Origin of the sequence: Castellaniella denitrificans, assembly GCF_027214045.1 — a bacterium.
In the GTDB taxonomy this organism is placed as follows: Bacteria; Pseudomonadota; Gammaproteobacteria; order Burkholderiales; family Burkholderiaceae_B; genus Castellaniella; species Castellaniella denitrificans_A.
The window spans coordinates 65,698-81,454 of record NZ_JAPWHE010000003.1; the positions used below are offsets into that span (position 1 = coordinate 65,698).

Annotated in this window: 15 protein-coding genes; 12 read left to right on the forward strand and 3 right to left on the reverse strand. The window is 66.4% G+C overall.

Annotated elements, in window-relative coordinates:
- Positions 1 to 42: 42 nt before the first annotated feature.
- Positions 43 to 465: an OsmC family protein gene (locus O4H32_RS06105; RefSeq protein WP_269357658.1), complete on the reverse strand. Its 423-nt coding sequence runs from the start codon at positions 463 to 465 to the stop codon at positions 43 to 45.
- A gap of 195 nt (positions 466 to 660) precedes the next feature.
- On the opposite strand from O4H32_RS06105, the gene O4H32_RS06110 reads away from it, so the two are divergent.
- From O4H32_RS06110 to coq7, 6 genes are read left to right on the forward strand one after another with little or no spacing between them, the layout of a single operon-like run.
- Entirely contained in the window at positions 661 to 2,334 is a 1,674-nt protein-coding gene (locus O4H32_RS06110) for a cbb3-type cytochrome c oxidase subunit I (RefSeq protein ID WP_269357659.1), read from the forward strand.
- Positions 2,335 to 2,336: 2 nt separating this feature from the next.
- Positions 2,337 to 2,966: a cbb3-type cytochrome c oxidase subunit II gene (locus tag O4H32_RS06115; RefSeq protein ID WP_269357660.1), complete on the forward strand. Its 630-nt coding sequence runs from the start codon at positions 2,337 to 2,339 to the stop codon at positions 2,964 to 2,966.
- Positions 2,963 to 3,544, forward strand: coding sequence for a c-type cytochrome (locus O4H32_RS06120; RefSeq protein WP_269357661.1), 582 nt, complete (start codon positions 2,963 to 2,965; stop codon positions 3,542 to 3,544). The genes O4H32_RS06115 and O4H32_RS06120 overlap by 4 nt, the downstream gene beginning before the upstream one ends.
- Before the next feature lie 18 nt (positions 3,545 to 3,562).
- Positions 3,563 to 4,219 (forward strand): SCO family protein, encoded by a 657-nt coding sequence (locus O4H32_RS06125; protein WP_269357662.1) that lies wholly within the window; start codon positions 3,563 to 3,565, stop codon positions 4,217 to 4,219.
- Positions 4,220 to 4,231: 12 nt separating this feature from the next.
- Positions 4,232 to 4,840 carry a hypothetical protein gene (locus O4H32_RS06130; protein WP_269357663.1) on the forward strand — a complete coding sequence of 203 codons (609 nt, stop codon included), beginning with the start codon at positions 4,232 to 4,234 and terminating at the stop codon, positions 4,838 to 4,840.
- A gap of 14 nt (positions 4,841 to 4,854) precedes the next feature.
- A complete protein-coding gene (gene coq7, locus O4H32_RS06135; RefSeq protein ID WP_269357664.1) occupies positions 4,855 to 5,550 on the forward strand; it encodes a 2-polyprenyl-3-methyl-6-methoxy-1,4-benzoquinone monooxygenase in 696 nt (231 codons plus the stop codon).
- 337 nt (positions 5,551 to 5,887) lie between these two features.
- On the opposite strand, the gene gltS is transcribed toward coq7, so the two are convergent.
- Complete coding sequence (gene gltS / locus O4H32_RS06140) at positions 5,888 to 7,156, reverse strand: sodium/glutamate symporter (RefSeq protein ID WP_269357665.1); 1,269 nt, start codon at positions 7,154 to 7,156, stop codon at positions 5,888 to 5,890.
- Positions 7,157 to 7,207: 51 nt separating this feature from the next.
- Positions 7,208 to 7,993, reverse strand: a complete 786-nt coding sequence (locus tag O4H32_RS06145; RefSeq protein ID WP_269357666.1) for an IclR family transcriptional regulator — start codon at positions 7,991 to 7,993, stop codon at positions 7,208 to 7,210.
- 166 nt (positions 7,994 to 8,159) lie between these two features.
- Between O4H32_RS06145 and gabD the strand changes: the two genes are divergently transcribed.
- From gabD to O4H32_RS06175, 6 genes are all read left to right on the forward strand, one after another.
- Positions 8,160 to 9,614, forward strand: a complete 1,455-nt coding sequence (gabD, locus tag O4H32_RS06150) for an NADP-dependent succinate-semialdehyde dehydrogenase (RefSeq protein WP_269357667.1) — start codon at positions 8,160 to 8,162, stop codon at positions 9,612 to 9,614.
- Positions 9,615 to 9,804: 190 nt separating this feature from the next.
- Positions 9,805 to 10,887, forward strand: a complete 1,083-nt coding sequence (locus O4H32_RS06155) for an MraY family glycosyltransferase (RefSeq protein ID WP_269357916.1) — start codon at positions 9,805 to 9,807, stop codon at positions 10,885 to 10,887.
- A gap of 43 nt (positions 10,888 to 10,930) precedes the next feature.
- On the forward strand, positions 10,931 to 12,205 hold the full coding sequence (tviB, locus tag O4H32_RS06160; RefSeq protein ID WP_269357668.1) for a Vi polysaccharide biosynthesis UDP-N-acetylglucosamine C-6 dehydrogenase TviB: 1,275 nt from the start codon (positions 10,931 to 10,933) through the stop codon (positions 12,203 to 12,205).
- A gap of 9 nt (positions 12,206 to 12,214) precedes the next feature.
- Positions 12,215 to 13,240, forward strand: coding sequence for an NAD-dependent epimerase/dehydratase family protein (locus tag O4H32_RS06165; RefSeq protein WP_269357669.1), 1,026 nt, complete (start codon positions 12,215 to 12,217; stop codon positions 13,238 to 13,240).
- A gap of 42 nt (positions 13,241 to 13,282) precedes the next feature.
- Positions 13,283 to 14,623: a murein biosynthesis integral membrane protein MurJ gene (gene murJ, locus O4H32_RS06170; protein WP_269357917.1), complete on the forward strand. Its 1,341-nt coding sequence runs from the start codon at positions 13,283 to 13,285 to the stop codon at positions 14,621 to 14,623.
- A complete protein-coding gene (locus O4H32_RS06175; protein ID WP_269357670.1) occupies positions 14,620 to 15,756 on the forward strand; it encodes a glycosyltransferase family 4 protein in 1,137 nt (378 codons plus the stop codon). Before murJ ends, O4H32_RS06175 begins: the two co-directional genes overlap by 4 nt.
- Position 15,757 lies beyond the last annotated feature (1 nt).

Below are 15,757 nucleotides of genomic sequence, written 5' to 3' on the forward strand. Positions count from 1 at the left end.
TTCCGCTTTGCGGGAGCGGTCGTGGCCGCGCCCGCGTCCCTTTCAGGCGGCGACGATCTCGATCGAATGCGTGATCTCGGCCGTCTTTTCCAGCATGGCGATGGCGGAGCAGTATTTCGTGTGCGACAGTTCCACCGCGCGTTCCACGGCCGCGGCGGGCAGGTCGCGACCCGTGATCCGGAACGCGTAGTGGATTTTCGTGAAGACCTTTGGTTCGGTGTCGGCGCGTTCGGCCGTCAGGGCGACCTGGCAGCCCGTCACGGCATGGCGGCCGCGTTTCAGGATCAGCACCACATCGTAGGCGGCGCAGCCGCCGGCACCCGTCAGCACGGTTTCCATCGGCCGGGGGGCCAGGTTGCGTCCGCCTCCGTCGGGGGCGCCGTCCATCGCCAGGACGTGGCCGCTGCCGGTGCGTGAGATGAACAGCATGCCCTCCGGGCCTTGCCAGTCGATGGTGCATTCCATGGTGAGTCTGTTTCCTGTGTGCGGCCCCGGACAACCGGTGTGGGGGCGGGTACTATACCCGCATCGTAATTAGGGTAATTCAGGCTTGAAATTCTCTGAAAGATTTATCATAGATCAATTCTATGCCTACAATAACGGGTTGCCAGGGCCGGATTTCCAGGCCCTGCACGTTTTTTGTCTCTCATCGGAAGCGCCGTGGATACCGTTACCGTATTACTCCTGACCTTCATATTATCCGTCACAGGGCTGGGTGTGTTCATCTGGTCTCTCAGGCGGAACATGTTCGACGAAAATCCCGAAGCCGCTTCGGTGATCTTTTCGACCGGCGAAATCGGCCATGTCGAGGATCCCTCCGCCACGCCCGAGCAGCGGGCCGGCCTGCAGCAGGTGGTGACGGAAGGCGGCAAGGCCGTCGTCGATGCGTCCCTGGCCGACCGGCTGAAAAAAGAACTGGCCGACCGCCTGGGGGCCGACCAGTCGACCGCCTACGTCACGTTCACCTTTCTGTGCTGTGCCATCGTCTGGCTGGTGCTGGCCTCGACTTTCGGCCTGATCAGTTCCATCAAGCTGCACAATCCCGAATTCCTGACCGAATACGCCTGGCTGACCTTTGGCCGCACACGCACGCTGCATCTGAACATGGTGGCCTACGGCTGGTGTCCGATGGCGGCCTTCGGTGTCGCGATCTGGATGCTGCCGCGTCTGCTTAAGACGCGCCTGTATGGCGGGCGCTTCGCGCTGCTGGGCTGCATGCTGTGGAACGCGGGCCTGATCGCCGGCCTGGGCAGCATCGCCGTGGGGATCAACGATGGTCTGGAATGGCTGGAAATCCCCTGGCAGATCAGCATTCTGCTGGTGCTGGGCGGCGCCCTGATCGCGCTGCCGCTGGTGTTCACCCTGCGCAACCGCAAGGTCGAGCACTTGTACGTGTCGATCTGGTACATGGGCGCTGCGTTGTTCTGGTTCCCGGTGCTGTACCTGGTGGGCAAGCTGCCCGGCGTCCACTTCGGCGTGGAGCAGGCCACCATGAACTGGTGGTTCGGCCACAACGTGCTGGGCCTGTACTACACCCCCATCGCGCTGGCCTCGGTGTACTACTTCCTGCCCAAGATCGTCGGCCGCCCGATCCAGTCCTACAACCTGTCGCTGATCGGCTTCTGGGCGCTGGCCTTTTTCTATGGCCAGGTCGGCGGCCACCACCTGGTGGGCGGCCCGGTGCCGCACTGGCTGATCACGCTGTCGATCGTCCAGTCCATGATGATGATCATCCCCGTGCTGGCGTTCTCGGTGAACCAGCACCTGACGATGCGTGGTCATTTCAAGACCATGTATTACTCGCCCACGCTGCGCTTCATCGTTCTGGGGGCCATGATGTACACCCTCAGTTCCTTCGAGGGTTCCTTCGAAGCCCTGCGCAGCGTCAGCACGGTGGCGCACTTCACTCACTTCACCGTCGCCCACGCCCACCTGGGGCTGTACGCCTTCTTCTCCATCGTGATGTTCGGCGCCATTTATTTCGTGATGCCGCGCGTCATGTCCTGGGAATGGCCGCATCCGAGGCTCATCAGCGTGCATTTCTGGCTGGTGACCCTGGGGATCGGCATCTATTTCGTCAGTCTGTCCATCGGCGGCTGGCTGCAGGGCCTGGCCATGCTGGACGCGACCAAGCCGTTCATGGAATCGGTCCGGGTCACGATGCCCTACCTCGAAGGCCGCACGCTGGGCGGCTCCCTGATGACCCTGGGCCATCTGGTGTTCGCCGTTCACTTCGTGATGATGGCCCTGCGCTACGGCACGAGCCGCGTGGGCCCCGCCCTGTTGCACAACCGTAAATCCTTGCCTGAGTCCCAGGCGATCGCAGGTGCCTGATCATGGAAAGCGAATACAAACTCCTCAGCGGCGCGATGGTGACCCTCGCGCTGGCCACCGCCACCCTGGTGGTGCTGCCCTATATGCAACTGTCCGACGTGCAGCCTCCCGAGGGCCTGAAGCCCTATACGGAACAGCAGTTGCGCGGTCGGCAGGTCTACATCGAGATGGGTTGCGTCTATTGCCATTCGCAGCAGCCCCGCAGCCAGTCCCAGGCGCCTGACTTCCAGCGCGGCTGGGGCCGCGCGCCGGTCGCGGGCGACTACTTCTACGACCATCCCCACCTGCTGGGCACCATGCGCACCGGGCCGGATCTGTTCAACATCGGCGCCCGACAGCCCAGCGTGGACTGGAACCTGGGCCACCTGTACGAACCGCGCGCCTACACGCCGGGCAGCAACATGCCGTCCTTCCCCTTCCTGTTCCGCCTGAAGGACAAGGCGGATCCGGGCGACAAGGTCGTCAACCTGCCGCCCAGTTTCGCGCCGGTCGGCAAGGTCGTCGTGGCGACGCCCGAGGCGCTGGACCTGGTGGCCTACCTGATCGGTCTGGATCACACCTATCCGGTCAAGCCGGGCGCGCAGTTGCCGGAACTGCCCCAGCAGGCCGGCGCCGAAGGAGCCAAGCAATGACCGATTCCCGATTCAACCAGCAGCGCCGCGAGCAGCCCGAACCGCACGAAGGCAGCCGGCCGGTGCCCAAGATCGTGCTGACGGTCATCGGCCTGCTGCTGTTGTGGGCGGTGATCCACCTGTACACCAGTTTCAACCCGATGCCCGCTACCGTCGGCGACGATCGCGTCGTTGCCGACTTCGCGGTCCCGGCGACAGCCGACGGCGGGCAGCTCTACACCGCCAACTGCGTGGCCTGTCACCAGGCCAGCGGCGCGGGCGTGCCGGGGGTGTTCCCGCCGCTGTCCAAGTCCGAATGGGTGGACGCGGCGGATCCGGGCATCATGATCCGCATCCTGCTGCATGGCATCCACGGTCCGCTGACGGTCGAGGGCGCGCAGTACAACGGCGAGATGCCGCACTTCTCCAAGTTCTCGGACGAGGAGATCGCCGCCCTGGTGACCCATGTGCGCTCCAGCTTCGGCAATGCCGCCTCGGCCACCGACGCCAAGACGGTCGCCCAGGTCCGCGAGGAGACCAAGGCCCAGCAGGGCCCCTGGAAGGGCGACGAGGATCTGCGTCCGTTGCTGGGCAAGTAGGCCAGGGCGGGGGCGGGCGTGCGCTGGATTCTCGCGCTGATGCTGGCGCTGGCGGCCGGCCTCGGAGCGCTGTACGGCCTGACCGGCGGCTTCACCGTCCTGACGGCCGAGGACGCCCGGCGCCAGGACGTGGCCCGGCATCCCAGGCCGATTCCCGCCGCCGAAGTGCTGGCCGAGGACGGCCGGGTCCTGGACCTGGGCCAGGATCTGAGCCGCGACGGGCGCATCGCCATCATCAATTTCTTCTATACCCGCTGTCTGTCGCTGTGCCTGGTCCAGGGGTCGCAGACGGAACGCCTGCAAGAGGCGATCGTGGCGCGCGGGCTGCAAGACCGCATCCGTCTGATCAGCGTCAGCTTCGACCCTCGCGACCGCGCGCCGGGCCTGGCCCGCTACGCGGTGCGCATGAATGCCGATCCGGCCGTCTGGCAATTCATGTCCTTTACCCGGGCCGCGCAGCGTGAAGCCGCGCTGGCCCTGTTCGGCATCACGGTCGTGCCGGCGCCCCTGGGCGAGTTCGAGCACAATGCCGCCTTCCACATCGTGACCCCCGATGGCAGTCTGGCGCGCGTCCTGGACCTGGATGAACCGGGGTTGGCCTTGATCGCCGCCGAGGCGCTGGCTGACGCCGGACACGGGGCGGGCTCCGCGGACCGCGCGGCGGACGGCTCGTAGCGAGGGGGCGCCATGGACATGTTCAAACTGAAGCCCGCCGGGTCGATGGCCTGGGGCGTCGCCGCCCTGATCTGTCTGGGCGTGGCTCTGGGGTTGAGCGGCCCGCTCACGGCGCTGATGAGCTTGCACATGCTGGTCCAGATTCCCTTGCTGGTGCTGGCGGGCCTGTTCGCGGAGCGGGCCTGGCGCGCCGGTCATCCGCCGCGGGCCGGCGCGCGGCCCCGGCCGGCCTGGTCCTATAATGAATATGGCATTCCAGGCCTGCTGCTGGTCAGCCTCGTCGGAGCGGGCTGGATGATTCCCAAGGCGCTCGACGACGCACTGACGGACTGGCGCGTGGCGGCGTTCAAGTATCTGGGCCTGCCGGTCTGCGGCTGGGTGCTGGGGGCTTCGCTGCGGCATTCCAACGTGGTCATCAAGCTCTTTTTCCTCGGCAATTTCTGCTGGATGAGCGCGATCGTGGGCATGATCTACCTGGATCAGCCCATCCGCCTGTGCAACGCCTATCTCCAGGACGACCAGGACTGGTCGGGCAGGGGATTGATCGCCCTGGCCATCGTCCTGCCGTCATGCTGGCTGCTGGCCGAGCTCAAGCCGGTCTGGCGCTTCCTCAATCGTTGACAAGGATTTCTCTCATGGAACAGGCGATGCATGGATCGGACCCTCGCGACGTGGCACCGGCCTGGCGCCGTCGTACCGGCTGGCTGGATAAGGCACTGACCGAGGCGGGCCGCGCCCTGCGGGTGCTGGACGGTTCCGTCGCCCACGAGCGGGCGAATCCGGCGGGTCCCGCCGCTGCCGCCGACGATCCGGCGCTCTCCGACGCCGAATCCCGTCACGCCGCCGGACTGATGCGGGTCAACCACGTGGGCGAGATCTGCGCCCAGGCCCTCTACCGGGGGCAGGCGCTGCTGTGCCGGGACGAGGGCGTGCGCCGGGTGCTGCTGCGGGCGGCCGAAGAGGAAGTCGATCACCTGGCCTGGTGCCGGCAGCGCCTGGACGAACTGCACAGTCGTCCGAGCTTGTTCAACCCGCTGTGGTATGCCGGGTCCTTTGGCCTGGGGCTGGCGGCCAGCCGGGCCGGCATTTCCTACAATCTGGGCTTCATGGCGGAGACCGAGCGTCAGGTCGAGGAGCACCTGGACGGTCATCTGAGCGCCTTGCCCGAGCATGACCGGCGCTCGCGGCGGATCGTCACGCAGATGCGCGACGACGAGATCGGCCATCGCGCCACGGCCGAACATCACGGCGCGGCGCCTTTGCCCGCCCTGGTGCGGGGCGCCATGCGCCTGATGTCCAAGGTCATGACGACCACGGCCTACCGGATCTGAGTCCGGCGCCTAAGTGCTTACCCTTGGTTGTTGTGCAGATACGACTAATCACTGGGTATTGTCTATTGACAATAAATTTATCTTGCATCGCAGCAAGTTTTATTTATATAATTTGCTTATCGGATGTCGAAACGTGATTGCAGCGGGAAAACCCCTAGTCACGATGGCTCGGAACCCAGGTTCTTCGCAGACCGGCATGCCCAGGTTGTCTCCTCCACCCTCCTCCTTTGGTGGATTTAGCCCAGGATCTTCGGATCTTGGGCTTTTTTTTTTCAGTCTTCGGCCCCCCACCTTGAGGGGAGGGCTCGTCGAGGCCGTGGCTGCCGGTGCGTGAGACTTACTGAAGAAAGGGGATCTGGGTGAAGATCTGCAGAATGGCGGCGTTGATCAGGTCCACAAAAAACGCGCCGACTAGTGGTACGGTCAGGTAGGCTTTGTAAGAGGGGCCGAAGCGGTCGGTCACGGCCTGCATGTTGGCGATGGCTGTGGGTGTGGCGCCCAGGCCGAAGCCGCAGTGGCCGGCGGCAACCACCGCGGCGTCGTAGTCGGAACCCATGAAGCGATAGGTGATGAAAATCGCATAAAGCATCATTACCACGACTTGCGCCGCCAGAATGACGGTCACCGGACCGGCCAGGCTGGCCAGTTCCCATAAGCGCAGGCTGATCAGCGCGATGGCCAGGAACAGCGATAGCGAGACGTTGCTGAACACATCGATCGCGCGGTCGAACATTTGAAAGCGGAAGATGTGGGTCAGTACGTTGCGGAGCACCACGCCGCTGGCCAGCGCCCAGATGAAGGTGGGCAGTTCGAGCGCCGTGCCTTGGGTCCAGCGTCCGAGCAGGTCGGCACTGGTCAAGCAGGCGGCAAACATGGCCAGAGTCTCGATTGCGGCGTAGGCCGTGATCAGGCGCGGCTGGTCGAAGAGCTCGAACGTCAGGCGGTTCGCTTCCTCGCTTTCCGTGCCTTGTTCATGACGCGGCGTGCCGGAAATAGCCTCGATGCCAGTGCGCTCCCGCGCGTTCCGCACCGGCTCGCGGTGCTGGCTGCGGACCAGGTGGCGCGCCACCGGTCCGCCGATCAGTCCGCCGAACACCAGACCGAACGTTGCCGTGGCGATTCCCAGCGTGGTGGCGCCAGCGATGCCGTATTGCGTTTCCAGAACCGGGCCCCAGGCTCCCGCGGTGCCGTGGCCCCCGGTGAGCGTGATCGAGCCGACCATCAGGCCGATCAGGGGCTTGAGACCCAGTAGCGCCGCCAGGCTTACGCCGATGATGTTCTGCACGACGATGAAAACAGAGACCAGCGCCAGCAGCATGACGAGAGGCTTGCCGCCTTTCTTCAGCCGAGTGAAATCCGCACCCAGGCCGATCGAGGCGAAGAACATCAACATGAAGGTCGTCTGCAGTTCGGTATCGAGTTTGAGCGTAAGACCCGTGGCGGCGTTCAGCAATGTGATGACGAGCGCCGCCAGCAGACCCCCGGCCACGGGCTCGGGGATATTGAACGCGGACAGGAATTTGATGCGGAAGACCAGCCAGTGCCCGATGAGCATCACGAGTGCTGAGGCGATCAGGGTATTGTAACTATTGAGAACGATTTCCATTGGATATCCGGGTGTGTTGCCCGGTTATTGTAACCAACGGTGGCGTCTGCCTCACCGCTCTCGCCAGGCCCCGAGCCGTTCCGACAGGCGGTCGGCCAGTTTGCGGATCGCGTCCCCGGCGCGTGCTTCGAGCGCCGGGTTGGCCTCCAGTGAGCGGATGCTGACCGCCACCCCGGCCACGGCCTCGGGGTGGCGCGAATCGAAGACCGGTGCGCCGAAGCAGTACATGCCGTCGCGCACCGCTTCGCGGTCGGTCGAATAACGCCGCTGGCGGATCCGGCGCAGTTCGGCGATGGCCGACGCGGTGTCGCGCAGTCCATGGTCGGTCAGGGGCGCGGGCCAGCCTCCGGGGAGTGTGTCCAGCAGCTTGCGCACACTGGCATCCGGCAGGGTGCTGAGCATGGCCAGGCCGGTGGCTGTATAGACCGCCGGCAGCCGCATGCCGGGGTGGAACCGCAGGCCGAGGGGATGCTTGCCGTTGCGGCAGGCGATGTACACGACCTCGGCGCCGTCGCGCACCGACAGCGTGATGGTCTCTTCCGGCAGGACGCGCATGTCGTCCCATGACGCGAAAAATTCCTGCGTGATGTCCAGCCGCGCCATGAAGGCATTGGCCCACATCATGACGTGCGGCCCCAGCGCCATCTGGCCGCCATCCAGTCGCGTGATCAGGTTCAGTTGCTCCAGCGTGGCGCACAGGCCATGCAGGCTGCTTTTGGGCAGTTGCAGGGTTTTGGCCAGTTCGGCCAGGGCGACGGGCCGGCCTGCCCGGGCCAGAAGATCCAGCACGGCGGAGGCGCGGGCGACGGCCGGCGCCAGGATTTTATCGGTGCTCATGGCATGGGCCGTCGGCAAAGGGATGAGCCCGCGAGGCGCCCGTCCGGATGCGTCGGAAACGGGGTCTTTCGGCGGATTGACGCCTGACGAGGCCGGCCGGTATGATCATTTCGTTCATTCTAACAAACATCGTTCATTATATTGAACGATCAACTGGGGTACAAGTATGCTGGCACTGAAAAAACCGGACCTGCTGCGTCAGCAGGCCTATCTCAATGGCCGGTGGTGCGATGCGGATTCCGCCGAAACCATTGTCGTCACCAATCCGGCGACGGGCGAAATGCTGGGGGCCGTGCCTCGCATGGGCGCGGCGGAGACCCGCCGGGCGATCGAGGGCGCGCAGGCCGCCTGGGGCGCCTGGCGGGCGATGACCGCCAAGGAACGCGCGGCCATTCTGCGGCGCTGGTTCGACCTGATGACCGCGCACGCCCAGGACCTGGCCTTGATCATGACGGCCGAACAAGGCAAGCCGCTGAGCGAATCCCGCGGCGAGATCGCCTACGGCGCCGCCTTTCTGGAGTGGTTTGCCGAAGAGGGCAAGCGTGCCTATGGCGACGTGATCCCCACGTTCGCCCGGGACCGCCGGATTGTCGTCACCAAGGAGCCCATCGGGGTGTGCGCCGCCATCACCCCCTGGAATTTCCCGTCCTCCATGATCACCCGCAAGGCCGGCGCCGCGCTGGCGGCGGGATGCCCGCTGGTCGTCAAGCCCGCGGAACAGACGCCCTTTTCCGCGTTGGCTCTGGCTGTGCTGGCGGAAGAGGCCGGGGTGCCGGCGGGCGTGTTCTCCGTCCTGACCGGCGACGCCCCCGCCATCGGCGGCGAAATGACGTCCAATGACCTGGTGCGCAAGGTGTCCTTCACCGGCTCCACCGAGGTCGGGCGTTTGCTGATGCGCCAGTGCGCCCCGTCGATCAAGAAACTGTCGCTCGAGCTGGGTGGCAATGCGCCCTTCATCGTCTTCGACGACGCCGACCTGGATGCCGCCGTGGAAGGCGCCATCGCCAGCAAATACCGCAACGCCGGGCAGACCTGCGTGTGCACCAATCGTTTCTATGTGCAGGATGCGGTCTACGACGCGTTCAGCCGCAAACTGGTGGAGGCGGTCGGCAAGCTGCGTGTCGGCAACGGCGTGGAGGATGGCGTCACCCAGGGCCCCCTGATCGACGAGGCCGCAGTGGCCAAGGTCCGGGAACACATCGCGGACGCCGTCGCCCAGGGCGGGCGCATCCTGGCCGGCGGCCAGCCTCACGCGCTGGGGCATACGTTCTTCGAGCCCACGGTGCTGGCCGACGCATTGCCCACGATGAAGCTGGCCCGCGAGGAAACCTTCGGCCCGCTGGCGCCATTGTTCCGTTTCAGCGACGACGCCGAGGTCATCCGCATGGCGAACGATACGGAATACGGCCTGGCCGCCTATTTCTACAGCCGCGACATCGGACGCGTGTGGCGCGTGGCCGAGGCGCTCGAATACGGCATGGTGGGCATCAACACCGGGCTGATCTCCAACGAGGCCGTGCCCTTCGGCGGGGTCAAGCAATCCGGCCTGGGCCGCGAGGGCTCGCACTATGGGCTGGATGACTATCTGGTCGTGAAATACCTGTGCATGAGCGGTCTCTGATTGCCTGACCGGACAGGGCCGCGGCGTGGCTTGTCCACGTCGCGGCCCTTTTGTTGCATCTGTATCCGCTGCGCCGCACCACAAGTTACAAAATTGGCCGATAATTTCGTTTTCCCTGGATCAAAACGAATTGAACGCCTCCCATTTGTCCGCGACGCTCGGCTGGCCTATTATCGGGATCGTCGCCTTCATGGTCGGCGGTCTGATCGTCGTGTCGGAACGCTGGCACGGTCGCCTGACGGGCGACACAGACATGCACAAGCCCCAGGCCATGCATGCGCACGCGGCGCCCCGGGTGGGCGGCCTGGCGGTGGTGGCGGGCAGCCTGGCGGGCCTGCTGGTGCTGGGCCCCAGCAACATGACCCTGACCTGGCTGTGGCCGGCGCTGTTCGTGTCGGCGTTGCCGGTGTTCGTCGCCGGCTTGCTGGAGGACATCACCAAGGACATCGGTTCCGGCAAGCGCCTGCTGGCGGCTTTTGTGTCGGCCGCCATCGCCTGGTGGCTGCTGGGCGGGGTTTCGCGCGTGGGGCTGTCGTGGGCCGATGCGTTGCTGTCCTCATGGCCGATCATTTCGCTGCTGTTCACGATGGTGGCGGTCGGCGGCTGCACGCACGCGCTGAACATCATCGACGGCATGAACGGCCTGGCGGGCATGATCGCCACCCTGATGGCGGTGTCGCTCGCCCTGGTCGCCTGGCAGGTCCAGGACATGCCCATCTTCCTCATCGCCACGGCCCTGGCTTCGGCCACCCTGGGTTTCCTGGTCTGGAATTTTCCTTTCGGCCGGGTCTTCCTGGGCGACGGCGGGGCGTATTTCGTCGGTTTCATGCTGGCCGAACTGGCCGTGCAACTGGTCGTGCGCAATCCCGGGGTGTCGCCGTTCTATGCGCTGGCCGTGCTGTTCTATCCGGTCTTCGAGACCCTGTTTTCCATCTGGCGCCGCAAGTTCAAGCGCGGCGTGCCGGTCGACCAGCCCGACGCGCTGCATCTGCACCAGCTGGTGTTCCGTCGCCTGGTGCGCATCACCTTCAGCCGCGACCGCCGCCATGCGCTGCCGGCGCTGTGCAACGCCATGACCTCGCCCTATCTGTGGGTGCTGGCCCTGATCGGGCTGGTTCCCGCCACGCTCTGGTGGGACAACGCCTGGATGCTGTGTCTCAGCATGGGCGTCTTCGCCGGGGCCTACATCTGGCTGTACATCCGCCTCGTCACCTGGCGGCGGCCGCGCTGGCTGCTGCTGCCGTCCTTGGGCCGCAGCGGACGGCGAGATTAAAATTCCATCCTTTCAAATCGGCGCTGATGCCGGGGAGAACCAAATGAACATTCAGGACGTGCGCCTGGCCGTCGTCGGTCTGGGATACGTGGGCCTGCCGCTGGCGGTCGAATTCGGCAAGCACCGCGATGTGCTGGGCTTCGACATCAACACGCGGCGCATCGATGAATTGCGCGCCGGGCGCGACCACACGCTGGAAGTCGACGGTCCGGAACTCGCCCAGGCGAAGCATCTGCGCTATTCGGCCGATCCCGCCGAACTGGCCGCCGCCAATGTGTTTATCGTCACCGTCCCCACGCCCATCGACGAGTACAAGCAGCCGGACCTGACGCCCCTGGAGCGCGCCAGCGAGACCATCGGCCGCATCCTCAAGCGCGGCGACATCGTCATCTACGAATCCACGGTCTATCCCGGCGCGACGGAAGAGGTCTGCGTGCCGGTGCTGGAACGCATTTCCGGCCTGAAGTTCAACGTCGATTTCTACGCGGGTTACAGTCCCGAGCGCATCAACCCGGGTGACAAGCAGCACCGCGTCTCCACCATCCGCAAGGTCACTTCGGGCTCCACGCCCGAGGTCGCCGACCTGGTCGACGAACTGTACCGCCAGGTCATCACGGCAGGCACGCACAAAGCGCCCTCGATCAAGGTCGCCGAGGCCGCCAAGGTCATCGAGAACACCCAGCGCGACGTGAATATCGCCCTGATCAACGAACTGGCCCTGATCTTCAACCGCCTCGGCATCGACACGCTGGACGTGCTCCAGGCCGCGGGCACCAAGTGGAACTTCCTGCCCTTCCGGCCTGGCCTGGTGGGCGGGCACTGCATCGGCGTCGATCCGTACTATCTGACCCACAAGGCGCAGTCCATCGGCTACCACCCGGAAATCATCCTGGCCGGCCGCCGCCTGAACGATTCCATGGGCGGCTACGTGGTGTCCCAACTGGTCAAGGCCATGACCAAGCGCCGCATCCAGGTGCAGGGCTCGCGCGTGCTGGTGATGGGCCTGACCTTCAAGGAAAACTGCCCCGACCTGCGCAATACCCGGGTCGTGGACATCGTGCGCGAACTGGGCGAATACAGCATCGACGTGGACGTCTACGATCCCTGGGTCGACGCGGCCGAGGCGCAGCACGAATACGGCCTGACGCCGGTCGCCAAGCCGGTCGTGGGCGCCTATGACGGCATCATCCTGGCGGTGGCGCACGAGCAGTTCGCCGCCATGGGGGCCGCCGCGCTGCGCGCGCTGGGCAAACCCGAACACGTGCTGTACGACCTGAAATACGTGCTCGCCGCCGGCGAGTCCGATCTGCGTCTCTGAGGCTCCGGCATGACTTCCCGCTATGAATCCGTCCGGGCCGAACTGCGGGCGCGGCCCCGCACCTGGCTGGTGACGGGCTGCGCCGGCTTCATCGGCTCCAACCTGCTGGAAGCCCTGCTGGGCCTGGACCAGACTGTCGTCGGCCTGGACAATTTTTCCACCGGCTACCAGCACAATCTGGACGAGGTCGAATCCCGCGTCGGCCCCGCGCAATGGGCGCGTTTCCGCTTCATCGAGGGCGACATCCGGGATCTGGACACCTGCGGCCAGGCGGTCAAGGGCGTGCATCACGTGCTGCACCAGGCGGCGTTGGGCTCGGTGCCACGCTCGCTGAACGATCCGATCACCACCAACGCGGTCAATGTCGGCGGCCAGCTCAACATGCTGGTGGCCGCGCGCGACGCCCGGGTCGAGTCCTTCGTCTACGCGGCTTCCAGCTCCACCTACGGCGACCATCCCGGCCTGCCCAAGGTCGAGGATCTGATCGGCAAGCCGCTGTCGCCCTACGCGGTCACCAAGTACGTCAATGAGCTGTACGCCGACGTCTTCGCCCGCGCCTATGGTTTCAAGGCCGTCGGCCTGCGCTATTTCAACGTCTTCGGCCAGCGCCAGGATCCGGATGGCGCCTATGCGGCCGTGATCCCGAAATGGGTGTCGTCCATGATCCGCGACCAGGAGGTCGTGATCAATGGCGACGGCGAGACCAGCCGGGATTTCTGCTACATCGACAACGTCGTCCAGGCCAACATACTGGCGTCCCTGGCCGGCCCCGAAGGGGTCAACCAGGTCTATAACGTCGCCTTCAACGCCCGCACCTCGTTGAATGAGTTGTTCGGGTACCTGCGCGACGTCCTGGGACGCAACGGTGTGGCCTACGCGCGCGCGCCGCGTCACGCCGACTTCCGCGCGGGCGACGTGCGCCATTCCCAGGCCGATATCGCCAAGGCGCGCGGGCTGCTGGGGTACGAGCCGCAGTTCGACATCCTGCGGGGCCTGGAAGTCGCCATGCCCTGGTACGTTCAGTTCCTGAGCTGACCGGGACGTGCGAGCCGGACCGTCATTCGCGAGGCTGACGTGATCGCGCCGTTGAAGCGCCGACTGGCGGGTCTGCACGCCGATCACCGCCGCATCGCCCTGGGGGCGGCCCGCGTGGCCTTTTTCCTGCTGATGGGCAAGGCCGTGGGCGCGGTCAAGGAAATGGCGGTGGCATACCGTTATGGCGTCAGCGACGCCGTGGACGCCTATCAATTCACCCTGACGATCGCCAATTGGCTGCCGGTGACGCTGGTCGGCGCCTGCTCCGTGGTGCTGATCCCGGCCCTGGTGCGCAGCCGCCGGGGCGAGCCCGCCGCGCACGGGCGGTTTCTGGGCGAACTGCAGGCCTGGACCTGGGCGCTGGGCGCCGCCGTGGCCGTCCTCCTGGGCCTGGCCTGGCCCATGGTCCTGGACGTGGCGGGACGGGGCCTGTCGGCCACGGTCCGCGACATGAGCCTGCTGCTGATCCTGGGCTTTGCGCCGGCCGCCTTCTTTACGCTCTGGACGGGCCTGGGCGCGGCGCGCCTGCGGGCGCACGAGCGTCACATCAACACCCTGCTCGACAGCGTGCCGGCCCTGGCGATCCTGGTCTGCGTGCTGGCCGCGCCCGCCGGCGCCGGGATCCTGCCGCTGCTCTGGGGCACGCTGCTGGGCTATGTCATCCAGGCCGTGTGGCAGGACGTCCTGGCGCGGCGCGCGGACCGGGTGCCGGCGCGCCTGCGCCTGAGCCGGCGTGCGCCGCAATGGTCCAGCCTGGCCGCCGCCGCCGGGATCATGCTGGTCGGGCAGCTGGCCATGAGCTTCGTGGGCCCCATCGACCAGTACACGGCGGCGCAACTGGGCGCCAACGCCAACGCGACGCTGGGTTACGCGGCGCGGCTGCTGTCGCTGATGATCGGGCTGGGCGCGGCCTCGGTCGGCCGGGCGGCCCTGCCGGTGCTGGCCGACATCCAGGCCCGGGGGGACGCGTCGCATGCCCGCGCCATGGCGCTGAAATGGTCGTTCGCCTTGCTGGGCATCGGCGCTTTCGCGGTGCTGATCGGCTGGTGGCTGGCGCCCTGGCTGGTGTCGCTGCTGTTCGAGCGCGGCGCCTTCACGGCGCAGGACACGGCCGCCGTGGCGCATGTGCTGCGCTGGGGCATGTTGCAGCTCCCGTTCTATTTCGGCGTGTTGATCCTCGTGCAGTTGCTGGCCAGCCAGAACCGTTACGGCTGGATGGCCGCCATCGCCGTCCTGAATTTCTGTCTCAAGGCCTGGATGAACACTGTGCTGGCGCCGGTCATGGGGACGGCGGGCATCATGCTGGCGACCGCCCTGATGTACGCGCTGTCCTACCTCTGTTACTTGGGCCTGGCCTGGCGCGCAAGCCCGTTGAAGGAATGAATCGAGTGAGCGCGGACCGGATCGACCTGATGATCGTGATCCACTCGCTGCGGGGCGGCGGGGCCGAGCGCGTGGCCGTGGACCTGGCCGCCTGCTGGCAGAGTCGTGGGTGCCGGGTGATGATCGTGACCCAGACGGACGATCGCCAGGACGCCTATCCGCTGCCCGACGGTGTGCGCCGCCATGCCCTGGGGCTGGCGGGCGACAGCGCGGGTCCCGTGGGCGCCCTCTGGGGCAATCTGTTGCGTGTTCTGGCGCTGCGCCGGCTGGTCCGGCGCCACCGCCCGTCCGTGGTGCTGGGCATGATGACCCGGGGGTCGGTGCTGGCGGTGCTGGCGGCGCGCGGGCGCGCCCGCGTGATCGCCACCGAACACGCCCACCCGCCCAGCCTGCCGCTGCCGGCATTCTGGGAACGGTTGCGCCGCTGGACCTACCCGCGCGCCGACGCGGTCGTCGCCCTGACCCGGGGGACGGCGCAATGGCTGGACGAACATTTGCCCGGCGTGCGCGCCCAGGTCATCCCCAACGCGGTGCGCTGGCCTTTGATCGATGGCGAGCCCGTGCTGGAACCGCCGCCGCGCCCGCCGGGCCGTCGCCGGCTGCTGGCCGTGGGCCGGCTGCACCCGGTCAAGGGGTTCGATGGTCTGCTGCGGGCCTTCGCCCAACTGGCGGCACCGTTTCCCGATTGGGATCTGGTCATCCTGGGCGAGGGCGATCAGCGCGGGGAACTGGAAGCCTTGCGCGACGAACTGGGCCTGGACGATCGCGTCAGCCTGCCGGGCCGGGTCGGCAACATGGCGGCCTGGTACGGCGCTTCGGACCTGTATGTGCTCAGTTCCCAGGCCGAGGGCCTGTCCAACACGCTGATCGAGGCCATGGCCTGCGGTCTGCCGTGTGTCGCCACCGATTGCGACACCGGTCCCCGGGAGATCATCCGCGAGGGTCTGGACGGTGTGCTGGTCCGGCCGATCGACGATCCGGACGCCCTGGCGGCCGGACTGGCCGGGCCGATGGCCGACGCCGTGCTGCGGGCGCGCCTGGGCGGCCGCGCCGTCGATGCGCGCGACCGCTTCGGCACCGCGCGCATCATGGCCTTGTGGGAGCAGGTGTTCCAGGGCCGGAGGATCAACTGAG

Excerpts from the sequence above, each read along its gene's own strand:
- O4H32_RS06105 (WP_269357658.1), bottom strand. The coding sequence starts at position 465 with ATGGAATGCACCATCGACTGGCAAGGCCCGGAGGGCATGCTGTTCATC.
- O4H32_RS06115 (WP_269357660.1), top strand. The coding sequence starts at position 2,337 with ATGGAAAGCGAATACAAACTCCTCAGCGGCGCGATGGTGACCCTCGCG.
- O4H32_RS06120 (WP_269357661.1), top strand. The coding sequence starts at position 2,963 with ATGACCGATTCCCGATTCAACCAGCAGCGCCGCGAGCAGCCCGAACCG.
- O4H32_RS06130 (WP_269357663.1), top strand. The coding sequence starts at position 4,232 with ATGGACATGTTCAAACTGAAGCCCGCCGGGTCGATGGCCTGGGGCGTC.
- coq7 (WP_269357664.1), top strand. The coding sequence starts at position 4,855 with ATGGAACAGGCGATGCATGGATCGGACCCTCGCGACGTGGCACCGGCC.
- gltS (WP_269357665.1), bottom strand. The coding sequence starts at position 7,156 with ATGGAAATCGTTCTCAATAGTTACAATACCCTGATCGCCTCAGCACTC.
- O4H32_RS06145 (WP_269357666.1), bottom strand. The coding sequence starts at position 7,993 with ATGAGCACCGATAAAATCCTGGCGCCGGCCGTCGCCCGCGCCTCCGCC.
- gabD (WP_269357667.1), top strand. The coding sequence starts at position 8,160 with ATGCTGGCACTGAAAAAACCGGACCTGCTGCGTCAGCAGGCCTATCTC.
- O4H32_RS06155 (WP_269357916.1), top strand. The coding sequence starts at position 9,805 with ATGGTCGGCGGTCTGATCGTCGTGTCGGAACGCTGGCACGGTCGCCTG.
- tviB (WP_269357668.1), top strand. The coding sequence starts at position 10,931 with ATGAACATTCAGGACGTGCGCCTGGCCGTCGTCGGTCTGGGATACGTG.
- O4H32_RS06165 (WP_269357669.1), top strand. The coding sequence starts at position 12,215 with ATGACTTCCCGCTATGAATCCGTCCGGGCCGAACTGCGGGCGCGGCCC.
- O4H32_RS06175 (WP_269357670.1), top strand. The coding sequence starts at position 14,620 with ATGAATCGAGTGAGCGCGGACCGGATCGACCTGATGATCGTGATCCAC.